This window comes from Candidatus Eisenbacteria bacterium, from assembly GCA_020847735.1.
Taxonomy (GTDB): Bacteria; Eisenbacteria; RBG-16-71-46; order RBG-16-71-46; family RBG-16-71-46; genus CAIXRL01.
In genome coordinates this window covers 16,394-35,126 of the sequence record JADLBL010000020.1, presented here as the reverse complement: position 1 = coordinate 35,126, position 18,733 = coordinate 16,394, and the positions used below count along the sequence as shown (strand labels likewise).

Genomic DNA, 18,733 nt, shown 5'->3' with positions numbered 1-18,733 from the left:
CCTTTACCTGGAAGCCCTCATCGCCAGACTGACGTTGTGCCCGCCGAACCCGAACGAGTTCGACAGGGCGGCCTTCACGCTCAGCGTTCGGGCCTGATTCGGTACGAAATCGAGGTCGCATGCCTCATCCGGTGTGTCGAGGTTGGTGGTGGGTGGAACGACCCCTCGCGCCAGGACGAGTGCGGTGACGACCGCTTCGAGCCCGCCGGCGGCACCGAGCAGGTGGCCGGTCATGGACTTCGTCGAACCCATCATGAGCCGGCCGGCGTGAGCGCCGAAAACCGACTTCACCGCCGTGACCTCGATGGGGTCTCCGGCGGGGGTCGACGTGCCGTGGGCATTGATGTAGGTCACCTCGTCGGCCGCCATCCCGGCGTCCTGGAGCGCGCGTTTCATCGCGCGCGCCGCGCCGTTGCCGTCCACGCAGGGAGCGGTCATGTGATAGGCGTCTCCCGAGGCTCCGTAGCCCACGAGCTCGCAAAGGATCGTCGCGCCGCGGCGCCGGGCATGGTCCTCGGTCTCGAGGACCACGAGCCCCGCACCTTCGCCGATGACGAAGCCGTCCCGGTCCTTGTCGAACGGGCGGCTCGCGCGTTGGGGATCGTCGTTTCTGAGGGAGAGTGCCCGTGCGGAGTTGAAGCCCGCGACCGCCATGGGCGTGATCGTGGCTTCGGCTCCGCCGGCGATGATGACGTCGGCGTCGCCTGCGCGCAGCAGTCGCAGCGACTCACCGATGGCGTGTGCGCCCGAGGCGCACGCCGACACGGTGGCGAAGTTCGGGCCCTTGAACCCGAACTGGATCGACACCTGGCCGGCGGCCATGTCCGAAATCATCATCGGGATGAAGAACGGGCTGACGCGGCCGGGACCCTTCTCCACGAGCGCGCTGTGCTGGGTTTCGAAGGTCTCCATGCCGCCGATGCCCGAGCCGATCAGCACGCCGACCCGCTCCGGGTCGGTGCGAACGGGATCGAGTCCGGCATTGCGTACGGCTTCGGCGGCGGCGACGACCGCGTACTGGACGAAGCGATCCATGCGCTTCGCGTCCTTGCGGTCGATCACGCCTTCGAAGCTGAAGTCCTTCACCTCGCAGGCGAACTTCGTGTCGAAGTTCGTGACGTCGAACCGGGTGATGGGTCCGGCGCCCGAAACGCCCGCGACGAGGTTGTTCCAGCATGCCTCGACGTCGTTGCCGACCGGCGATACGACGCCGGCTCCGGTCACGACGATGCGAGGTCCGTTCGTGCTCATCTCCTGCCCTTCTCCGGGGTGATGTCACGCGAATCGTGCCGTCGTCCCGCGCCGCCCGGCCCCCGAGGGGTCCGCGGGCGACGCGGCGGGCGAAACGCGATCCGCGACACGGTCGGCGCGTTACGCGCTCGCGTGCTCCTGCAGGTACTTCATCGCGTCGCCGACGGTCTTCATCTTGTCCGCGTCGTCGTCGGGGATGTCGAGGCCGAACTCCTCCTCGAGCGCCATGACCAGTTCGACGATGTCGAGCGAGTCCGCGCCGAGGTCCTCGATGAACTTGGCCTCGGGCGTCAGCTGCTTGGCGTCCACCTCGAGCTCCTTCGCGATGATTTCGCGGACGCGGTCTTCACTGAAAGCTGCCATTCCATTCACCTCCTGTGCCGGTTGGGGTTCGCTGCGCCTTACTACTCCATCACCATGCCGCCGTCCACGGTCCAGGTCTGGCCCGTGACGTAGCCGGCCCGCGGCGAAGCGAGGAACGCCACGACCTCGGCGACCTCGCCGGGGCCGCCGAGGCGGCCGAGCGGGATTCGGGCCAGCAGATCGGCACGCGCGCCCTCGGGCAGGGCGGCCGTCATGTCGGTCTCGATGAATCCCGGGCAGACGGCGTTGACCGTCACGCTGCGCGGGGCGAGCTCGCGCGCGAGCGACTTCGTGAGCCCGAGCAGGCCGGCCTTCGAGGCCGCGTAATTCACCTGCCCGGCGTTGCCCATCAGCCCGACGACGGACGAGATGTTCACGATGCGGCCGTAGCGCGCCTTCATCATCGGCCGCGCGACCGCCCGGCAGCAGCGGAACGCGCCACCGAGGTTCGTGTCGAGCACCTGCTGCCACTGTTCGTCGCTCATGCGCATGAACAGCCCGTCGCGGGTCAGGCCGGCGTTGTTGACGAGCACGTCCACCCGCTGAAGCTGCCCGAGCGCGGCACCGAAGCCGCGCTCGACGGACTCGGCGCTGGCGATGTCGGTGGCGAACGCGAAGCTCGTCCCGCCGGCGTCCGCGATGGCGGAAACGGCCGCCTGTGCGCGCTCGGCGTTGCGGTTGAAAATCGCGACCGTCGCCCCGGCCGCGGCCAGTCGCCGCGCCACGGCCAGCCCGATGCCCGTCGCGCCGCCCGTCACGAACGCCACCTGACCCGCGAGATCCCGCGCGAACGCGGCCTCGGTCAGGACCCGGGTGTCGCTCATGCGCCCCTCCCGGCCGCCGAACCGACCGCGGCCAGCGTCGCCTGCAGGCTCTCGGGGTCCTCGACGTTCCAGCTCGCCGCGTCCTTGTGAATGGTGCGCAGCAGGCCGCGCAGCACCTTGCCGCTGCCCAGCTCGACGAAGCCCTCGACGCCGGCGGCGAGCAGCGCCCGCATGGATTCCTCCCAGCGCACCGGGGCGAGCAGCTGCTCCTTGAGCGCGGCGCGAATCTCGTCGGCCTTCCGCAGCGGACGCGCCCAGGCGTTCGACACGACCGGGCAGTCGGCATCGCGAATCGCGATCCCGTCGAGCGCTTCGGCCAGTCCGGCCGCGGCCGAGGCCATGAGCGGCGAGTGGAAGGCGCCGCTCACCTCGAGCCGGATCGCGCGCCGCGCGCCGCGCGACTTCGCGGCCTCGCAGGCGGCGTCCACGGCGGCCGGCTCGCCCGAGATCACCACCTGCCCCGGAGCGTTGAGGTTCGCGGCGCGCACGATGCCGGCGGACGCGGCGTCGGCGCACGCGGCCTCGGCGTCCTCGCGCGAGAGACCGAGCAGGGCCGCCATCGCGCCGGGCCGCTGCACGCCCGCCGCGTACATCAGTTCGCCTCGCCTGCCCGTCACGCGCAGCGCGTCCTCGAACGACACGGCTCCGGCGGCCACGCACGCCGAGTATTCGCCGAGGCTGTGGCCGGCCGTGAACGCGGGCGCGAGCCCCGCGGCGCGCACCAGGCGGAGCGCCGCGACGCTGTGCGTGAGCAGGGCCGGCTGCGTGTGCACGCTCTTGCGGAGTTCCTCGGCGGGGCCTTCCCAGCACAGCGTGCTCAGCGAATAGCCCAGCACGCGGTCGGCGGTCGCGAACGCGTCCGCGGCCTCGGGATGCGCCCCGGCGAGCGAGCGCCCCATGCCGACGCTCTGCGCGCCCTGGCCGGGAAAAAGGAACGCCAGCTTCACGAAGCCCTGCCCGTCGCGCCGGCGGCCGCCAGCTCGGCCGGCTCGGGAACCGGCGCGGTCCAGGTCATCGTGCTCGCCCCCCAGGTCGCGCCGCCGCCGAAGGCCGCGAAGGCCACCTTCGAGCCCGGAGTGACCCTGCGCGCGCGCACGAGCTCGTCGAGCGCGACCGGAATCGAGGCCGACGAGGTGTTCCCGAAACGGTCGATGTTCACGTACACCTTTTCCGGCGAGAGCCCGAGCCGCTCGCGAACCCCGTCAATGATGCGCAGGTTCGCCTGGTGCGGCACGAACACGTCCACGTCGTCCGCCGCCCAGCCGGCGAGTTCGCAGCAGTGGCGCGTCGAGTGCTCCATGCTGCGCACGGCGAACGGAAACAGCTTCTTGCCCTGCATGCGGATGAAGTGCTCGCGGCCCGCGACGGTCCGCTCGCTGGCCGGGTTGCGCGAGATGCCCGCCGGCACCTCGAGCACCTCGCCCAGTTCGCCGTCGCTGCGCATGTCCACCGCGTGGATGCCGAGTCCGTGCTCGCAGGCCTGGAAGACGGCCGCGCCGGCGCCGTCGCCGAACAGCACGCAGGTGTTGCGGTCGCCGTAGTCCACGATGCGCGACAGCGTCTCGACGCCGACGACCAGCACCGTTTCGGCGACGCCTCCGCCGATCAGCCCCCGGGCCAGCCCCATGCCGAAGATGAATCCGGTGCAGGCCGCGAACATGTCGTACGCAGCCGCCTTCGTGGCCCCGAGCTTGCGCTGCATCGTGCACGCGCACGAGGGCAGGATGCGGTCGGGCGTCGTCGTCGCGAGGACGATCTGGTCCACGTCCTTCGCGTCCACCTTCGCCATCGCCAGCGCGCGTTGCGCGGCGATCAGCGCGAGGTCGGAGGAGGCCTGGTCCGGCGCGGCGATGCGCCGTTCGCGAATGCCCGTGCGCTCGACGATCCATTCGTCGGAAGTGTCCACGAGCTGCTCGAGGTCGCGGTTCGTCAGCACCCGGTCGGGCACGTACATGCCCGTGCCGGTGATCGTGACGCCGCGCAGGGACTCAGGCCGCGGTGACGTCGTCACTCAGGATCTCCTCGCGGATGTGCTCGTTGACGCGCTGCTCGACGAACGTGGTGAGGGCGCGGATCGCGCTGTGGAACGCCTTCGGCCCGCTGGCCCCGTGCCCGATGAAGCACACGCCGTTGACGCCCAGCAGCGGCACGCCGCCGTACTCCTCCCAGTCGAGCCGCTTCCGCAGGCGGCCCAGCGCCGGCATCATGCACAGCGCGCCGAGCAGCGAGAGCGGATCGCGCCGCATCTCGGACTTGAGCGTCCCGCCGATGAAGCTGGCCGCCCCTTCGGCGGTCTTGAGCAGGACGTTGCCGGTGAAGCCGTCGGTCACCATCACGTCGCACGTGCCCTTGAACAGGTCCCGGCCCTCGACGTTGCCGATGAAGTTGAGGTGCTTGGCGGCCCGCAGCATCGGCAGCGTCTCCTGGACGAGCTGGTTGCCCTTCGAGTCCTCCTCGCCGATGGACAGCAGCCCGACGGTCGGATTCTCGCGTCCGAGAAGATGACGCGCGTAGCAGGCGCCCATGTGCGCGAACTGCAGCAGGTACTGGGCCTTGACCTCGGCGTTGGCGCCGACGTCGAGCACCACCGTCCCCTGGCGCACGTTGGGAAAGCGGGCGGCGAGCGCGGGGCGCGAAACGCCCTCCATGCGGCCGAGGCCGAGCAGCGCGGTGGCGACGACCGCGCCGGTGTTGCCGGCGCTGAAGATCGCGTCGAGGCGGCGCTCCTTGTGGAGCTGCGTCAGCACGCCGAGCGAGGTGTCGCTGCGGCGCGCGACCGCCGCGGCCTTGGCGCCCATGTCCACGCGGCCGGCGGCGTGCACGATGGAGACGGGCAGGCGCTCGGCGCCGGCGCGGCGGAGCGCCGCGCGAATCTCGGGCTCGTCGCCGACGAGCGTGAGCTCGAAACGCCCCGGCGACTGGCGCAGGGCGAGCGCGGCGCCTTCGGCCACGGGTTGCGGGCCGAAATCGCCTCCCATCGCATCAATCCCGATGCGCGGGACGTTGGGCATGTGGGTCGGCCGCCGCCTACCGCTCGCGCGGCGTGACGATCTCCTCGCCGTGGTAGTGCCCGCAGCTCGGGCAGATGCGGTGCGGCTGGCGCGGCGCGCCGCAGTGACCGCAGACGTTCAGGCCCGGCTTGGCCAGCTTCCATCCGGTGCGGCGCTTCTTGCCGCGCGTGGACGAGTGACGTCGCTTCGGAACCGCCATGGATCGGGTCCTCCTCCGAGCCGGGGCGTCATCCGAGGCGTGGCGTCACGCGCGCGCATCCGCACGGGCCGAGGTTCAGGTCGGCGCCACACTTCGGACAGAGCCCCGGGCAATCCTCCCGGCAATGGGGAGTGATGGGCAACTCGAGCAGCAGCGTTTCGCGAACGCTCTCGCGCAGGTCCAGCCGCCGCCCGTCGTGAAACAGCATGTAGTCGTCCCGCTCGAGGACGTCCTCCTCGGCGGAATCCGCGTTTCCCCTGCGATCCGCGAAGGCGGTGAACGGCACGGACATCGCCAGGTCGAACGCGCGCAGGCAGCGCACGCACTCGAGGCGGGCCGTGGACGACACGTCTCCGCGCACCGAAACGCGGTCACCGGACTTCTCGACGCGGAGCGAGGCGCGGACCGAACCGCGCCACTCCGTGTCGGCAAGCCCGGCCTCCGCGGCCGGCGCTTCGATCTCCACCCGGTCGAACGAGGACCGAAGGGTGGCCAAATCGAGGATGAAATCGCTCAATAAACGAACGAGTCGGCGCGAGGCCGACCCCTCAGAAGCGCGCGCAAGCTAGCACAGGCGCGCGGTTTTCGTCCAGCCGGGCGGGGAAAGACGTCCTCGCCTTCTCCGCAGGCCAGCCCCGAAGACCGGGGCCACCTTGCCGCATGGGCGTAAGGCATGGCGGACACGAGCCCGGGTCGCGGCGCGTCGCCGCTTCGGGCAGGACTTCGTGCGGACGTGGACCGTCGCAGTCAGTGGGTCAGCGCCGCGACACCGAAGAACAGCTTCACCTCGCGCTCGGCCGACGCCGTGCTGTCCGAGGCATGCACCGAGTTCGATCCCTTCGACTTCGCGTAAAGCTTGCGGATCGTGCCCGGTGCGGCCTGGGCGGGATCGGTGGCGCCGATCACGTCGCGCAGGGTCGCGACGGCGGCCTCGCGCTCGAGACAGCAGAGCATGACCGGACCCGACGTCATGAAGTCCACGAGGTCGTTGAAGAACGGCTTGCCCACGTGCTCGGCGTAGAACTCCTGGCATTGTTCGCGCGTCAGGCGCGCGAACCGGGCCTCGACGATCCGGAATCCCTGGTCCTCGACGTGCGCGAGGATGCGCCCGACGAGGTTTCGCTCCGTGGCGTCGGGTTTGACGATGAACAGCGTGCGCTCCAGCGCCATGGACCTCTCTCCTCGAAGGGTCGCGTACGCGACCCTTTCCTTTGATGTCTCTCGCGTCGCGGCCAGCCGGCCGCGCGCCTGTCCCGAGGATCCGCAGGGCGGCTCACCGCCGCCCGGGTGGATCCCTACTTCTTCTTCGCGGCCTTCTTCGCCGGCTTCGCGACCCGCGGCTTCGCGGAGGGCTTCTTCGCGGCGGGTTTTCGCGCGGGAGACCTTCTCGCGGCGGTCGCCCGGGGCTTCGTGGCGCCGTGGTCCGCTTCCCTGCCGTTGCGGCGGCGCGCGCGGCGACGCTGCAGGAGTTCGGCCATCAGCTCGGGGATCTCCGACGGGATGCGCGCCACCGGAACGCCCGCGGCCTCGAAAGCCGCCATCTTCTCGGCGGCCGTGCCGGTCCCGCCCGAGATGATCGCGCCCGCATGGCCCATCCGCTTGCCGGGCGGCGCCGTCTGGCCGGCGACGAACGCCACGACGGGCTTGCTGACGCGGCGGCGGATGAACTCGGCCGCCTGCTCCTCGGCGTTGCCGCCGATTTCGCCCATCAGCACGATCCCCTCGGTCCGGGGGTCCGCTTCGAACAGCGTCAGCGCGTCGATGAAGTCCGTGCCGATCACCGGGTCGCCGCCGATTCCGAGGCAGGTGCTCTGGCCGAGTCCGCGGTCCGTGAGTTGCTTGACCACCTCGTAGGTGAGCGTGCCGCTCTTGGAGACGACCCCGACCGGGCCCGGCGTGACGATGTGCCCCGGCAGGATGCCGACCTTCGCCTGCCCCGGCGTGATGAGGCCTGGACAGTTCGGTCCGATCAGCCGCGGCTTGCCGAGCGGGTTGCCGGCGCCGCGCAGCGCCAGGACCTTGTGGAAGGCGCCGAGCGTGTCGCGCACCGGCAGGCCCTCGGTGATGCAGACGATCAGCGCGATGCCGGCGTCGGCCGCTTCGTGGATCGCGTCGGCCGCGAACGGCGCCGGCACGTAGATCACCGAGGCGTTCGCCTTCGTCTGTTCGATCGCCTCGGCGACCGAGTCGAAGACGGGCACGCCGTGAACGCGTTCGCCGCCCTTGCCCGGAGTGACGCCGCCGACCACCCGGGTTCCGTACGCGATCATCTGCTGGGTGTGGAACGCGCCGTCGCGGCCGGTGATGCCCTGCACGATCAGCCGCGTGTTCCGGTCGATCAGGATGCTCACGCGTTCACCTCCTGGGCGCGGGCGATCACCATCTGCACCGCCTCGTCCATGCTGGTCGTGGCCCCGAGGCCGAAATCGGACAGGATCTGGCGGGCCTTGTCCTCGTTGGTGCCGGTGAGCCGGATGACGAGCGGAACGGTCAGCGGGGATTCGCGCAGCGACGTGACGATGCCGTTGGCGACGTCGTCGCAGCGCGTGATGCCGCCGAAGATGTTGAACAGGATCGCCCGCACGCGCGACTCGCCGGTGATGATCCGGAGCGCGGCGGTGACCTTCTCGGGATTCGACGAGCCGCCGATGTCGAGGAAATTCGCGGGCTCGCCGCCGTAGTGCTTGATGAGGTCCATGGTCGCCATCGCGAGACCCGCGCCGTTCACGACGCAGCCGATGTCGCCGTCGAGCTTCACGTACGACAGCCCCTTCTCGCGCGCGAGCTTCTGGCCGGCGGTCTCCTCGCCCGGATCGCGCCAGTGTTCCCGGTCGCGGTGACGGAAGTCGGCGTTGTCGTCGAGCACGACCTTGGCGTCGAGCGCGATCACGCGCCCCTCGGGCGTCACCGCGAGCGGATTGATCTCGGCGAGCGAACAGTCGCTCTCGGTGAACACTCGGTGGAGCTTGAGCAGGATGTCGGCGGCCTGCGCCACCTGCTTCGAGTCCGTGAAGACCTTCGCCATCAGGTTCCGCGCCTGGTACGGGCGCAATCCATCGAGCCCGATGTGCTGCCTGAGGATCTTCTCCGGCGCGGTGCGCGCGACCTCCTCGATCTCCACGCCGCCCTCGGCGGACAGCATGATCAGCGGCGCCTTCGCTTCCCGGTCCATGACGATCGAGAGGTAGTACTCCCTGGCGATGTCCGCGGCCTGGGCCACCAGCACGCGGCGGACCGGCAACCCCTTGATCGTCAGCGCGAGAATGTCGCGGGCCTTCTCGAAGGCCTCCTCCGGCGTGCGAGCGAGCTGCACGCCGCCGGCCTTCCCCCGCCCGCCGGCCTGCACCTGCGCCTTGATCACCACCAGCCCGCCGATCGAGGCCGCGACGTCACGCGCCTCCTCGGGCGTGGCGGCGACCTGCCCGGGAAGCACCGGCAGGCCGAAGCGGGCGAACAGCTCCTTGCCCTGGTATTCGTGAAGATTCATGGGAACTCCCGGTCGGCGGCGCCTCCGGGCCGGGGGCGGCATCCCGGGAGTCGCAAGAGGGGGGGGTGAAAATGGACGAGGAAAACTAACGGAGTGAGCGTTTCGAGGCAAGGAAGCACGCCGCGCCGGTCGCGCGGGTGGCGGGTCCCGAACCGGGCGGGCTAGACTTCGCTCCCGACCACTCTCCCGCGGCCCACCCCCCGTAGCGGCCCGCGCGTCCCCGAATCCGGAGCGCATTCGCGTGCGCCGCTACGAAGCCGCCAAGTCCATCTTCGTTCGCGCGCTCGAGCTGCCCGAGGGCGAGCGTGAAGCGTTCGTCCGGCGCGAAGCCGGGCACGACCGCGAGCTCCAGCGCGAGGTCGAGGAGTTGTTCGCGTTCAACGATGAGCCGGGAGAACTCGAGGCCCAGCCCCTGCCGGATACTGCTCCGGAACGCATCGGTCCCTGGCAGATCGTGCGTGAGCTGGGCCGCGGCGGTATCGGCGTCGTGTACCTCGCGCGCCGCGCGGACGGCCCCCCCGTGGCGCTCAAGGTGCTGCGCGGCGGCCTGCTCTCCCCGGTCCTCGTGGCGCGATTCCGGCGCGAAGCGGCGGTCCTCGCGCGGCTCGACCACCCCGGCATCGCACGGGCGATCGAGACCGGCCTCGACGAGGGGCCGGTCGGACCCCGGCCGTGGCTCGCCATGGAGCTCATCCAGGGAGAGGACCTGCGTGCCTGGTCCGCGCGCGAGCACGGCCTGGAAGCGCGGCTCGAGCTCATGGCCCGCGTGTGCGACGCGGCCGAGCATGCGCACACGCAGGGCGTCGTCCACCGCGACCTGAAGCCCGAGAACATCCTCGTCCGCCCGGACGGCTCGCCGGTGGTGCTGGACTTCGGCGTGGCGCGGCTGGTGGACAGCGATCTGCGCGCGACGACCCTGCACACCAACGCGGGAGAGCTCCTCGGGACGATTCGCTACATGAGCCCGGAGCAGGCCGACGCCCGTCCCGAGGGCATCGGGCCGCGCTCGGACGTCCACCAGCTCGCCGTGCTGACCTACGAGCTGATGACGGGGCGCCTGCCGTTCGAGGTGCCCGAGCATTCGGTGCATCGCGCGCTCGTCGCGGTGCTCACGGCGCCTCCGCGCCCGATGGACGAGCTCCCCGTGAAGCTGCGCCGTCCGCTCGAACGGCTGCTGCGGGCCGCGCTCGTGAAGGATCCGGCGCACCGGCTCGCTTCCGCCGCGCTGCTCGCCGCGGATCTTCGGCGCATCGCCGGCGGGCGCGCGCCGCTCGCACGCGCGCCGCGCGAGGACGCCGGACGGTGGCTGGCCGCCGGCCGGAACAGCGTGATGTTCGCCGCCGCGGTCGGCGCGCTCCTCTGGGTGTTCGGATTCCTCGGCCCTCCGCCATCGCCGCTCGACTGGGCGAGCGGTGCGCTCGCTCCGGCGCACGTCTTTCGGCGGGCGATGAACGAGGCCGACAGCGCCGCGGTGCGGTTGCATTTCAACACCCGCTCGCTGCCCCGCCTGCGCGAGGCCCGCGCGCACGTGCTGCGCTCGCTCGCGCTGCTTCGCACGGTCGCGCGCCAGCCATGGTGCGGACAGGTCCGCGGGCTGGTTCAGTTCCGCCTCGGAGAGGCCGAGTACCTGATCGCGGAGCGGACCTACGACGCCGACCTGTACGAGCGCGCGGCGGCGAGCTGGTCTTCCGCGGGCACGACCCTGCGAACCGTGCGGATCGCCGCGCAGCCGGACACGCTGGGCATCGTCGCCGGTCAGGCGCTCACTCCCCTGGGAACGGAAACCTGGAAGTCGGCCGCCATGGCGCTCGACGACCTCGCGCGGTTGCGGGATCCCGAAACGGCACACGCCCGCGCGCTCGAGATTCGGCGACAGGGCCTGCGCGAGTTCAGGCCCGGCGCGCCGCCGGACACGCTGCTTCGCCAGCCGACCCCGGGCACCAGCGACGAACGCAGCGCGCTGGCAGGCTGGCTGCAGGGAGTCGGAGCCGGCCTGGCGCGCCTCGGCTACGACCGAAGCGACTCCAGCGCCGCGCTGCAGGGTCTGCTCAGGCTCCGCCGCGCCATCTCGCTCGTGGAATCATGGCTGGATGGCGCCGCCTTCGCCTCGCTCGAGCACGACCTGGGGAGCGCCTACCTGGGTTCGGCGCTGCTCACCCACGACCACGCGTTGCTCGACTCCGCGCTCGTGCGGCTCGCCGACGCCCGCCGGCTGCGCGCCGACCTGCCGGGGTACACCAGCGTGATTTACTCGAGCCGAGAACTCGCGCGCGCGCATCGGCTGGCCGCATGGTGGACGGCGGACCCGGGGCGGCAGGTGCGCCATCTCGAACTGGCCCTGACCGCCCTGGAGGCGCCCGGGGGCGGCGACGTCGTGCTCGCAGCGCAGGATCTCGCGCTGCTTTCGATCGGTCGCGCCGAGGTGCTCGTGGACCTGGCCTGCGTCGAGCGAAACCCCGCCCGTCTCGATCAGGCCGCGCGCGCTCTCGACGAGTCGGATCGCGCGCTCACGCGTGAGCGGGCGCCCGTGATCGCGACGCAGGAGGATTTCCAGCGCCTGCGCATTTCCGCGCAGCGATTCGCGATCGGGGGATTGCAGGGCCAGGCCATCCGAACCCGCCAGGTGCTGGATCGGCTTCACAGGAACACGCACGGCCTGTCGCCCCGAACCCGATGGCTCGCGACCCGGTGCTCGCAGCGGCTCGACTCGGGACCGCCGCGGCGATTCGACCTGCGGTACCCGATGGCCGTTCCGTTCTAGCGCCCGGGACGTCACGGCCGCCGGACGAACCAGCGTCGCCGGTCCGACCGCCGCAAGGCGAGGCGCCCGGAAAACAGACCGCCGGCCGGTATCGTCAGCGCTTCCCCCGAAGGCATCTGCGACCCGTACCGGCGGCCTCGCGTGCGGCCCGCACGCCGGATTCGTTGGGCGGGCACCGGCCCCGGCGGACTTCGCTCAACCCGCGCCGGAGCCGGTCCGACGGTCGCGCCGGATGAAGGACGGCACGACCGACATAAGGGAAAGCGGGCCATGCACCCGAAAACGGCACGGAAATCTTCCCGGGGCGGCGGGATTCTCCGGCGGACGCGTTTCGGGCGGGCTCGGGCGCAGCCCCGAAGTCGCGCTCACGCCCGCGCCCGGCGCGGCGCGAGCGCGGCGAAGCTACGGCCGACGCGGGCGCTCTCAGGTCGCGGCGCGACCCCGGGACCCCGCGGACCTCAGGCTTCCTCGGCTGCCATTTGCCTGCGCAGCCAGGCGCGCGCGTGCGACCACTGCCCGCGCACCCAGCGCTCGCTGCGCCCGAGTTCGGCGGCGATCTCGACCTCGGTGAGACCGGCGAAGAAACGCATCTCCACGATGAACGCCGCGACTTCGTCCTCGGCCGCGAGGCGCTGCAGCGCGGCGTCCAGCGTCAGGAGATGCTCACTACCCCGCGAGGCCTCCGTGATCGCTTCCGAGACGGTGATGCGCTGCCAGCCGCCGCCCCGCTTGAGCGCGTTCGCGGCGCGGGCGTGGTCCACGAGGATCTGGCGCATCGCGCCCGCGGCCATCGCCAGGAAGTGCCGGCGGTCGTTCGGCGCCAGCTTCGACTGCGCCGAGAGCTTGAGGTAGGCCTCGTGCACGAGGCCCGCCGGCTCGAGCGTGTGGTCGGGCCGTTCGCGCCTCAGGTAGCCCTCGGCGATCTGGCGCAACTCCTCGTACACCTCGGGCAGGTACCGGGACGAGATGCGGCGAGGAATCGGAGTATCGGAGGAGTTCACCCGGTCTGTGCTCGCTCCAGCCGGACGTCGGCTGCCTGAAACTGCGGTGCGAAGCGCGCGGCCCGGGGGCGCCGCGGTCCTGTCCTGAGCGGGGGCCGGCGCGGATGCTAACCCGTCCGCATCCCGCACCGCCAGTCGCGGCCGGACACGAAGCCCGCGGGCCGCGTTCGCGCCGCGCACCGCGCGCGGCGGTCTACGTCCACGGATCGAGCGCGCTTCGGCCCTCGCGGATGCGCTTCACGATCACCGAGGTGCTGAGACCTTCGCGCAGCGGGATGCGCTCGACGCGTCCGCCACGGGCGAGCACGAAGTCGGCGCCGACGATCGCCTCCGCGGCCCAGTCGGCGCCCTTCACGAGAACGTCGGGCCGCACCGCCTCGACGAGCCGCAGCGGCGTGTCGTCGTCGAAGATCACGACCAGGTCCACGCACGCCAGCGCTCCGAGGAGCCCGGCGCGATCACCCTGCGGCAGGATGGGCCGGGTCGGGCCTTTCAGGCGGTGCACCGAGGCGTCACTGTTCACGCCGACCACCAGGCGGTCGCCCAGCGCGCGCGCCTCCTCGAGGTATTCGACATGCCCGCGGTGCAGCAGGTCGTAAACGCCGTTCGTGAAGACGATCCGCTCCCGAGCCGCGCGCCAGATGGCGAGCTTCGCGGCGGCGGCCGAGGGAAGCTCGAACGTCCCGCCGGTCACGGCGCGACCCCGGCGAGCGAGCGGCGGAGCTGATCGGGCGAACACGTGGCGGTTCCGACCTCGCGAATGACGACGCCGGCGGCGTGGTTCGCGAGATGGCAGGCCTCGGGATAGTCGGCGCCGGCCGCGAGCGCGAGCGCGACCACGCTCACGACGGTGTCGCCGGCGCCCGTCACGTCGAAGACCTCGCGGGCGACGGTCGGCAGGTGGGTGTAGCGCCCCCCCTTCTCGAACAGGCTCATGCCGTCGGCGCCGCGCGTGACGAGGGCGCATTCGACGTCCAGCCGCTTCTGCAGGCCCCAGCCGACCTCCATGAGGCTGGCTGCGTCGGTGACCCGCCGGCCCATCACCCAGCCCGCCTCGTGCTGGTTCGGGGTCAGGATGCTGACGCCGCGGTAGGCGTCGAGGTGGCTTTCCTTGGGATCCACGCTGATCGGCAGCTTCGCCGCCTTCGCGAGCCCGATGGCCTGCTCGAGCACCGCGGGCGTGACCATGCCCTTGCCGTAGTCGCTGACCACCAGTCCCTCGCAGTTCGGCAGCTCGCGCGCGAGCGCCCCGAGCACCCCGGCGAGCGCCTCGCCGGCGAGGTCGGCGCGCGATTCCCAGTCGGCGCGCACGACCTGCTGGTTCTGCGCGAGGATGCGCGTCTTGATCGTCGTCGGCCGCGTCGCGTCGCGCACGAGCGAACGCGTGTCCACGCCGCGCGCGGCGAACGCGTCCAGCAGCTGCTGCGCCCGCGCGTCCTCGCCGAGCACGCCGACCAGGACCGGGCGCGCACCCAGCGCGGCGAGATTGGCGGCGACGTTGCCGGCACCGCCGAGCGAACTGCTCTCGCGTTCGATCTCGACGACGGGCACGGGGGCCTCGGGCGAGATGCGGTCGCAGCGCCCCCACAGGTAGTGGTCGAGCATCAGATCGCCCAGCACCAGCAGCCGGCGGCCCGGAAAGCGCGCCACCAGCGACTCGAGCCGCTCGGGAGCGAAGGCGGTGACGGACATGCGCGGCAGGCTACGCGCGCCCGCGCGAGGCCGTCAAAGTCCGCTGCGCCGCGCGCGCCGGCCGTTGACGCGCGGCCCGGAGCTTTCTAGCGTGTCGCGGATGAACGTCACCCTGCGAGCCTGGACGCCCGCCGATCGCGAGCCGTTGCGTGCGGCCCTGCATGAACCCGAACTCGCTCCCCACTTCGACAAGTTCCTCGGACCCGAGGGGCTCGAGCACAAGCTGCACGACCGGCGGCTGGTGCAGGCGGGCATTCGCATCGCCGAAGTCGGAGGCGAGATCGCCGGCTTCGGCGTGCCCTGGGCGCTTCCGCAGGCGAACGGCGTCTGGACCATGCTGCGCGTCGGGGTGCGCCAGCGCTTCCGCGGCCGCGGCGTGGGCAGCCGGCTCGCCGAGGCGCTGCTCGCGTTCGTCCGCGAGGCAGGCGCGGGAGCGGGCGCCATCGAGGTGGCGGGCAGCGCGTGGATGCCGAACGAGGCCGCCGAGCGGCTCGCGGCGAAGTTCGGTTTCGCGCACGAGCGTTGGTTCTGGCTCATGGAACGCCCGCGCGGCGGCGCGGCCGAGCCGGCCTGGCCGGCGGGAATCGAGCGGCGGACGTTCGACCACAGCGACCCGATGTTCGCCGACTGGACCGCCGCCTACAACGATTCCTTCGCGCAGCACTACCGGTTCGTGGTGGCGAACGAGGAGACCGGGCGCAATCTCGCCGCCGACCCGACGTTCGCCGCCGAAGGCCTGCTGCTCGCCTACCGCGACGGCCGCTGCGTGGGTTTCTGCCGCAACGAGCGGCACGCGACGCGCGGCGAGGTCGGCGTGCTCGGCACGACGCACGAGGCGCGCGGCATCGGTCTCGGGCGGGCGCTGCTGCGCTGGGGGGTGCGCTGGCTCGAGGCGAACGCCGCCGGTCCCGTCACGCTGATGGTGGACGGCGACAACGAAGGCGCCCTCTCGCTCTACCGCTCCGAGGGCTTCGAGGTCGCGCGCACCCGTCGCATCTGGGGCCGCGCCGAAGGTCGGCGGGAGTAGGCGCGGCGGCTCAGCGCCCCGGGCCCGCTTCGAACCGCTGGCGGCACCACACCGCCACCGGCTGCCCGCGTCGCGTCGCGGGATGCCAGCGCAGCGCGAGCGCGGCGTCGGTCGCCGCGCGGACGACCGCCGGGTCGGCGTCGCCGGCGACGGCGATGACGTCGGTGACCTCGCCGGCTTCGTCCACCCGCACGTCGAACTCGACCCACGCCGGCCGGTCGGCCCGCACGCGAAGCGTCGCCGTTCCGCGGGGCAGCGGCGGACGCAGGATGTCGTCACCGGAGGCTTCCGTCGGCGATTCGTCGTGCGCCGGCGGCGCCGAAGGCTCGGGCACCGGCAGCGCCGCGCCGATGTCCGCCCGGGCGGTCGCGATGCGCACGAGCGTCAGCCTTGCCCCCGGCGCGGCGCCGAAGCGTGCCGGGCGAAGCGTGCCGGCTTCGGACGTATCGCCCAGCACCGACACCGCCAGGGTCTCGGGGCCCTCGCGCGCGGCGCGCGGTCCGGCACGCGGGGCGCAACCGAGGGCGAGCAGCGCCAGGCACACGGCCGCTGGGAGCTTCATGGCCGGACGGTAGCCGCGCCCGCAGCGGCACGCCAGCGCCCGCCCGCGGCGGCGTGGCCCGGACCGGGCCGGCAGCGAGTGCTTGAGGCGCGCGCGGCGCGGGTCTAACTTGGAGCCATGACCGAGCGCGACCGGGTGCTCGCGGCCCTTCGTGGCCAGCCGGTGGACCGACCCCCGATTTCCTTCTGGGGCCATGTGTACCACCGTGAGTCGAGCGCCCGCGACCTCGCCGAGCACACCGTCGAACGCTGGCGGCGCTTCGGCTGGGACTGGATCAAGATCAACCCCCGCAAGCACTATCACGTCGAGGACTGGGGCGTCCGCTACCGCTACCCGGGAGTGCCGGACGAAAAGCCCGTGCTCGAACGCTGGCCGGTGCACGAGGCCGCCGACTGGGATCGCATCGCCGAGATTCCGCACGACGCGGGGGCGCTCGGCGAGCAGCTCGAGGCCGTGCGTCTCGTGCGCGCCGCCGTCCCGCCGAACGTGCCCGTTCTCGCCACCGTGTTCACCCCGCTGGCGATCCTGGCCGAGCTCACCGAGCCGCCGGGACTGCTGCGCGAGCACCTCGTCACCGAGCCGGCGCGCGTGGCGCGCGCGCTCGAAGTGGTGACGCGCGTGTTCGAACGGCTCGCCGGCGCGTACCTGCGGGCCGGCGCCGACGGGCTCTACCTCGCCACGGTGGACTGGGGCTGCCGCCGGTTCGTCACCCCCGAGGACCTGCGGCGCTGGTCGCGGCCCTACGACCTGCGGCTGCTCGCCGCCGCGGGCCCGTCGCCCTATCACACGATGCACGTCTGCAAGGACGACTGTCTGCTGTTCGAATTCGCGGACTATCCCGTCGGCGCGTTCTCCTGGGACGCGCTGGCGCCCGCGAACCCGTCGCTGGCCGAGGGCCTCGCGCGCCTGCCGGGCGCCGTCATGGGCGGCATCGCCCACGAGGGCGCGCTGCAGGATCGTAATCCCGAGGCCGTACTCGAGCAGTATCGCCGTGCGCTCGCCGAGACGGGCGGACGGCGCTGGCTGGTCGCGCCGGGATGTTCGATCCCGCCCCACAGCCCCGAGGCCAACCTCGCGGCGCTGCGCGACGAGGTCGCTCGCGCCCCGGCATCCGGGGGACGCCTGGCCGGCTGAAGGCTCCGCGCCCCCCTCATCGCACGGCGGCCCGTCCGCCGCGAAAGGCCGTGGAGGAGGTGCCGACATGCCGCGGATCGCATTCGTCCTCGCCCTGCTGCTCGCCGCCGCGCCCGCCGCGGCGCAGACCGATCGCTACCGGCCCGCGCAACCACCGACCGACAAGCGCGCCGCGGCCGGCGGCATACCGTCCTCGCCGCGCCTGTCGCTCGGCAGCGTCGAGAAGGGCGACCGCGCGCCGGACTTCGATCTGCCGCTCGCGGGCGGAGGCAAGGTCCGGCTCTCGAACCTGCGCGGCCAGTGGGCGGTCGTGTGCTTCTGCCCGCGCCGCGCGCTGGGCTCGCTCGACTCGCTGGCCCGTGCGGTGCCGGAGCAGACCGTCGTGCTGGGCGTCGTGGCCGAGAAGGTGAGCCAGCTCGCCGCGTGGGCCGCCCGGCGCGACACGAAGGCGCTGCTGCTCGACGACATGACCGGCGACATCGCCGCGCTCTACGGGGCCTACGACATGAGCCGCAACCAGCCGCTGCCGGGCTACGTGATCGTGGACCCCAAGGGCGTCGTCGTCCGCATCGAGATTCGTGAGGGACTTGTCCCGAGCGACGCTGCCCGCGCCGTGCAATACGCCGTCACGGGCCTCTAGCTTCGCAATCCGAATCGCTGAAGCGCTGGCGCGCGCGGCTTTGCGAAATCGCGTTTCGCAGTGATTCAACCGGGCACCCGGAGGGGCCGATACGACCGGTGCATCCTCGTGTCCGCACCGCACTCGTGTCGCTCTTCCGGAGGTCAGAAATTGAATCGCATCCTGTTCCCGGTGGCCCTCGCCGCCCTGCTCGGGTTTCCGGGATTTGCCCTCGCGGCCGGCGCGGCCGGCGGGCCGCTCGATCGTCCCCGGTCGCCGGCGCCGGTTCCGCTCGGCACCGGCACCGAATACGCCACCGTCGTGACCGGCTCGGGCGCGCCGGACTTCGCCTACGAAACGCTCGCCGGCGGCACCGCGCGCCTGCGTGACCTTCGCGCCCAGGGCGACGTGCTGCTGGTCTTCGGCGCCGACGAGGCGGACCTGCGGCGGCTGCAGCGCGAGTCCGAACGCCTGACCCGGCTGGGCGTGGTTCCCGTCGCGGTGCTCGACTGGCGGGTCGGCGCGTGCCGAGAGGTCGTCCGGCGCCTGTCGCTCACGTTTCCGGTCGTGCCCGATCGCCAGCGCGCGATCGGGGCGCAGTACAACGTGCTCGATCCGTACACGCGGCAGGATTCGCCGGCCTGGTTCCTCGTGGACCGCGCGGGCCGCGTGCGCGGCCTCGACCGCTTCGAGCTGCCCCGCGAGGCGTGGGTGAACGTCGCCTCGACCGCGCTCGGGCTGCCCGCAGAGGGCAGCTCGCTTCCGGCGGCCTCGACGCGCTGACCGCGGCCGGCGACTGCGC

At 72.2% G+C, this 18,733-nt stretch carries 20 protein-coding genes; 5 read left to right on the top strand and 15 right to left on the bottom strand.

Annotated elements, in window-relative coordinates:
- Positions 1-3: 3 nt before the first annotated feature.
- The 11 genes from fabF to sucC all read right to left on the bottom strand — a co-directional run bounded on the left by fabF (position 4) and on the right by sucC (position 9,135).
- Complete coding sequence (fabF, locus tag IT347_08990) at positions 4-1,251, bottom strand: beta-ketoacyl-ACP synthase II (protein MCC6349710.1); 1,248 nt, start codon at positions 1,249-1,251, stop codon at positions 4-6.
- Positions 1,252-1,371: 120 nt separating this feature from the next.
- The gene (gene acpP, locus IT347_08985) at positions 1,372-1,614 is read right to left on the bottom strand and encodes an acyl carrier protein (GenBank protein MCC6349709.1); all 243 of its coding nucleotides are present in this window, start codon (positions 1,612-1,614) and stop codon (positions 1,372-1,374) included.
- 41 nt (positions 1,615-1,655) lie between these two features.
- Positions 1,656-2,438 (bottom strand): 3-oxoacyl-[acyl-carrier-protein] reductase, encoded by a 783-nt coding sequence (gene fabG / locus IT347_08980; GenBank protein MCC6349708.1) that lies wholly within the window; start codon positions 2,436-2,438, stop codon positions 1,656-1,658.
- Positions 2,435-3,385, bottom strand: a complete 951-nt coding sequence (gene fabD / locus IT347_08975) for an ACP S-malonyltransferase (protein ID MCC6349707.1) — start codon at positions 3,383-3,385, stop codon at positions 2,435-2,437. The genes fabG and fabD overlap by 4 nt, the downstream gene beginning before the upstream one ends.
- Positions 3,382-4,392: a ketoacyl-ACP synthase III gene (locus IT347_08970; GenBank protein MCC6349706.1), complete on the bottom strand. Its 1,011-nt coding sequence runs from the start codon at positions 4,390-4,392 to the stop codon at positions 3,382-3,384. The genes fabD and IT347_08970 overlap by 4 nt, the downstream gene beginning before the upstream one ends.
- Before the next feature lie 34 nt (positions 4,393-4,426).
- Positions 4,427-5,449, bottom strand: coding sequence for a phosphate acyltransferase PlsX (gene plsX, locus IT347_08965; protein ID MCC6349705.1), 1,023 nt, complete (start codon positions 5,447-5,449; stop codon positions 4,427-4,429).
- A 16-nt stretch (positions 5,450-5,465) separates the two neighbouring features.
- Positions 5,466-5,648 carry a 50S ribosomal protein L32 gene (gene rpmF / locus IT347_08960; GenBank protein MCC6349704.1) on the bottom strand — a complete coding sequence of 61 codons (183 nt, stop codon included), beginning with the start codon at positions 5,646-5,648 and terminating at the stop codon, positions 5,466-5,468.
- Between the two features lie 28 nt (positions 5,649-5,676).
- Complete coding sequence (locus tag IT347_08955) at positions 5,677-6,144, bottom strand: DUF177 domain-containing protein (protein ID MCC6349703.1); 468 nt, start codon at positions 6,142-6,144, stop codon at positions 5,677-5,679.
- 251 nt (positions 6,145-6,395) lie between these two features.
- Entirely contained in the window at positions 6,396-6,818 is a 423-nt protein-coding gene (gene ndk, locus IT347_08950) for a nucleoside-diphosphate kinase (GenBank protein ID MCC6349702.1), read from the bottom strand.
- A 125-nt stretch (positions 6,819-6,943) separates the two neighbouring features.
- Positions 6,944-7,999, bottom strand: coding sequence for a succinate--CoA ligase subunit alpha (sucD, locus tag IT347_08945; protein MCC6349701.1), 1,056 nt, complete (start codon positions 7,997-7,999; stop codon positions 6,944-6,946).
- Positions 7,996-9,135 carry an ADP-forming succinate--CoA ligase subunit beta gene (gene sucC, locus IT347_08940; protein MCC6349700.1) on the bottom strand — a complete coding sequence of 380 codons (1,140 nt, stop codon included), beginning with the start codon at positions 9,133-9,135 and terminating at the stop codon, positions 7,996-7,998. The genes sucD and sucC overlap by 4 nt, the downstream gene beginning before the upstream one ends.
- 241 nt (positions 9,136-9,376) lie before the next feature.
- On the opposite strand from sucC, the gene IT347_08935 reads away from it, so the two are divergent.
- Positions 9,377-11,896 (top strand): serine/threonine protein kinase, encoded by a 2,520-nt coding sequence (locus IT347_08935; protein ID MCC6349699.1) that lies wholly within the window; start codon positions 9,377-9,379, stop codon positions 11,894-11,896.
- Positions 11,897-12,354: 458 nt separating this feature from the next.
- On the opposite strand, the gene IT347_08930 is transcribed toward IT347_08935, so the two are convergent.
- The 3 genes from IT347_08930 to rfaE1 all read right to left on the bottom strand — a co-directional run bounded on the left by IT347_08930 (position 12,355) and on the right by rfaE1 (position 14,589).
- Positions 12,355-12,849, bottom strand: a complete 495-nt coding sequence (locus tag IT347_08930) for a sigma-70 family RNA polymerase sigma factor (protein MCC6349698.1) — start codon at positions 12,847-12,849, stop codon at positions 12,355-12,357.
- Positions 12,850-13,090: 241 nt separating this feature from the next.
- Complete coding sequence (rfaE2, locus tag IT347_08925; protein ID MCC6349697.1) at positions 13,091-13,591, bottom strand: D-glycero-beta-D-manno-heptose 1-phosphate adenylyltransferase; 501 nt, start codon at positions 13,589-13,591, stop codon at positions 13,091-13,093.
- Complete coding sequence (gene rfaE1 / locus IT347_08920) at positions 13,588-14,589, bottom strand: D-glycero-beta-D-manno-heptose-7-phosphate kinase (GenBank protein ID MCC6349696.1); 1,002 nt, start codon at positions 14,587-14,589, stop codon at positions 13,588-13,590. Before rfaE1 ends, rfaE2 begins: the two co-directional genes overlap by 4 nt.
- Positions 14,590-14,680: 91 nt before the next feature.
- On the opposite strand from rfaE1, the gene IT347_08915 reads away from it, so the two are divergent.
- Positions 14,681-15,616, top strand: a complete 936-nt coding sequence (locus IT347_08915) for a GNAT family N-acetyltransferase (GenBank protein ID MCC6349695.1) — start codon at positions 14,681-14,683, stop codon at positions 15,614-15,616.
- A gap of 10 nt (positions 15,617-15,626) precedes the next feature.
- On the opposite strand, the gene IT347_08910 is transcribed toward IT347_08915, so the two are convergent.
- Entirely contained in the window at positions 15,627-16,178 is a 552-nt protein-coding gene (locus IT347_08910) for an energy transducer TonB (protein ID MCC6349694.1), read from the bottom strand.
- A gap of 117 nt (positions 16,179-16,295) precedes the next feature.
- On the opposite strand from IT347_08910, the gene IT347_08905 reads away from it, so the two are divergent.
- From IT347_08905 to IT347_08895, 3 genes are all read left to right on the top strand, one after another.
- Entirely contained in the window at positions 16,296-17,312 is a 1,017-nt protein-coding gene (locus tag IT347_08905; GenBank protein ID MCC6349693.1) for a hypothetical protein, read from the top strand.
- A gap of 67 nt (positions 17,313-17,379) precedes the next feature.
- Positions 17,380-17,952, top strand: coding sequence for a peroxiredoxin family protein (locus IT347_08900; GenBank protein MCC6349692.1), 573 nt, complete (start codon positions 17,380-17,382; stop codon positions 17,950-17,952).
- Positions 17,953-18,102: 150 nt separating this feature from the next.
- Complete coding sequence (locus IT347_08895; protein ID MCC6349691.1) at positions 18,103-18,714, top strand: redoxin domain-containing protein; 612 nt, start codon at positions 18,103-18,105, stop codon at positions 18,712-18,714.
- Positions 18,715-18,733: the final 19 nt, after the last annotated feature.

What these genes read in the sequence shown, in the direction of transcription:
- fabF (MCC6349710.1), bottom strand. Translation starts at nt 1,251, where the DNA reads ATGAGCACGAACGGACCTCGCATCGTCGTGACCGGAGCCGGCGTCGTA.
- acpP (MCC6349709.1), bottom strand. Translation starts at nt 1,614, where the DNA reads ATGGCAGCTTTCAGTGAAGACCGCGTCCGCGAAATCATCGCGAAGGAG.
- fabG (MCC6349708.1), bottom strand. Translation starts at nt 2,438, where the DNA reads ATGAGCGACACCCGGGTCCTGACCGAGGCCGCGTTCGCGCGGGATCTC.
- IT347_08970 (MCC6349706.1), bottom strand. Translation starts at nt 4,392, where the DNA reads ATGTACGTGCCCGACCGGGTGCTGACGAACCGCGACCTCGAGCAGCTC.
- plsX (MCC6349705.1), bottom strand. Translation starts at nt 5,449, where the DNA reads ATGCCCAACGTCCCGCGCATCGGGATTGATGCGATGGGAGGCGATTTC.
- rpmF (MCC6349704.1), bottom strand. Translation starts at nt 5,648, where the DNA reads ATGGCGGTTCCGAAGCGACGTCACTCGTCCACGCGCGGCAAGAAGCGC.
- ndk (MCC6349702.1), bottom strand. Translation starts at nt 6,818, where the DNA reads ATGGCGCTGGAGCGCACGCTGTTCATCGTCAAACCCGACGCCACGGAG.
- sucC (MCC6349700.1), bottom strand. Translation starts at nt 9,135, where the DNA reads ATGAATCTTCACGAATACCAGGGCAAGGAGCTGTTCGCCCGCTTCGGC.
- rfaE1 (MCC6349696.1), bottom strand. Translation starts at nt 14,589, where the DNA reads ATGTCCGTCACCGCCTTCGCTCCCGAGCGGCTCGAGTCGCTGGTGGCG.
- IT347_08910 (MCC6349694.1), bottom strand. Translation starts at nt 16,178, where the DNA reads ATGAAGCTCCCAGCGGCCGTGTGCCTGGCGCTGCTCGCCCTCGGTTGC.
- IT347_08905 (MCC6349693.1), top strand. Translation starts at nt 16,296, where the DNA reads ATGACCGAGCGCGACCGGGTGCTCGCGGCCCTTCGTGGCCAGCCGGTG.
- IT347_08900 (MCC6349692.1), top strand. Translation starts at nt 17,380, where the DNA reads ATGCCGCGGATCGCATTCGTCCTCGCCCTGCTGCTCGCCGCCGCGCCC.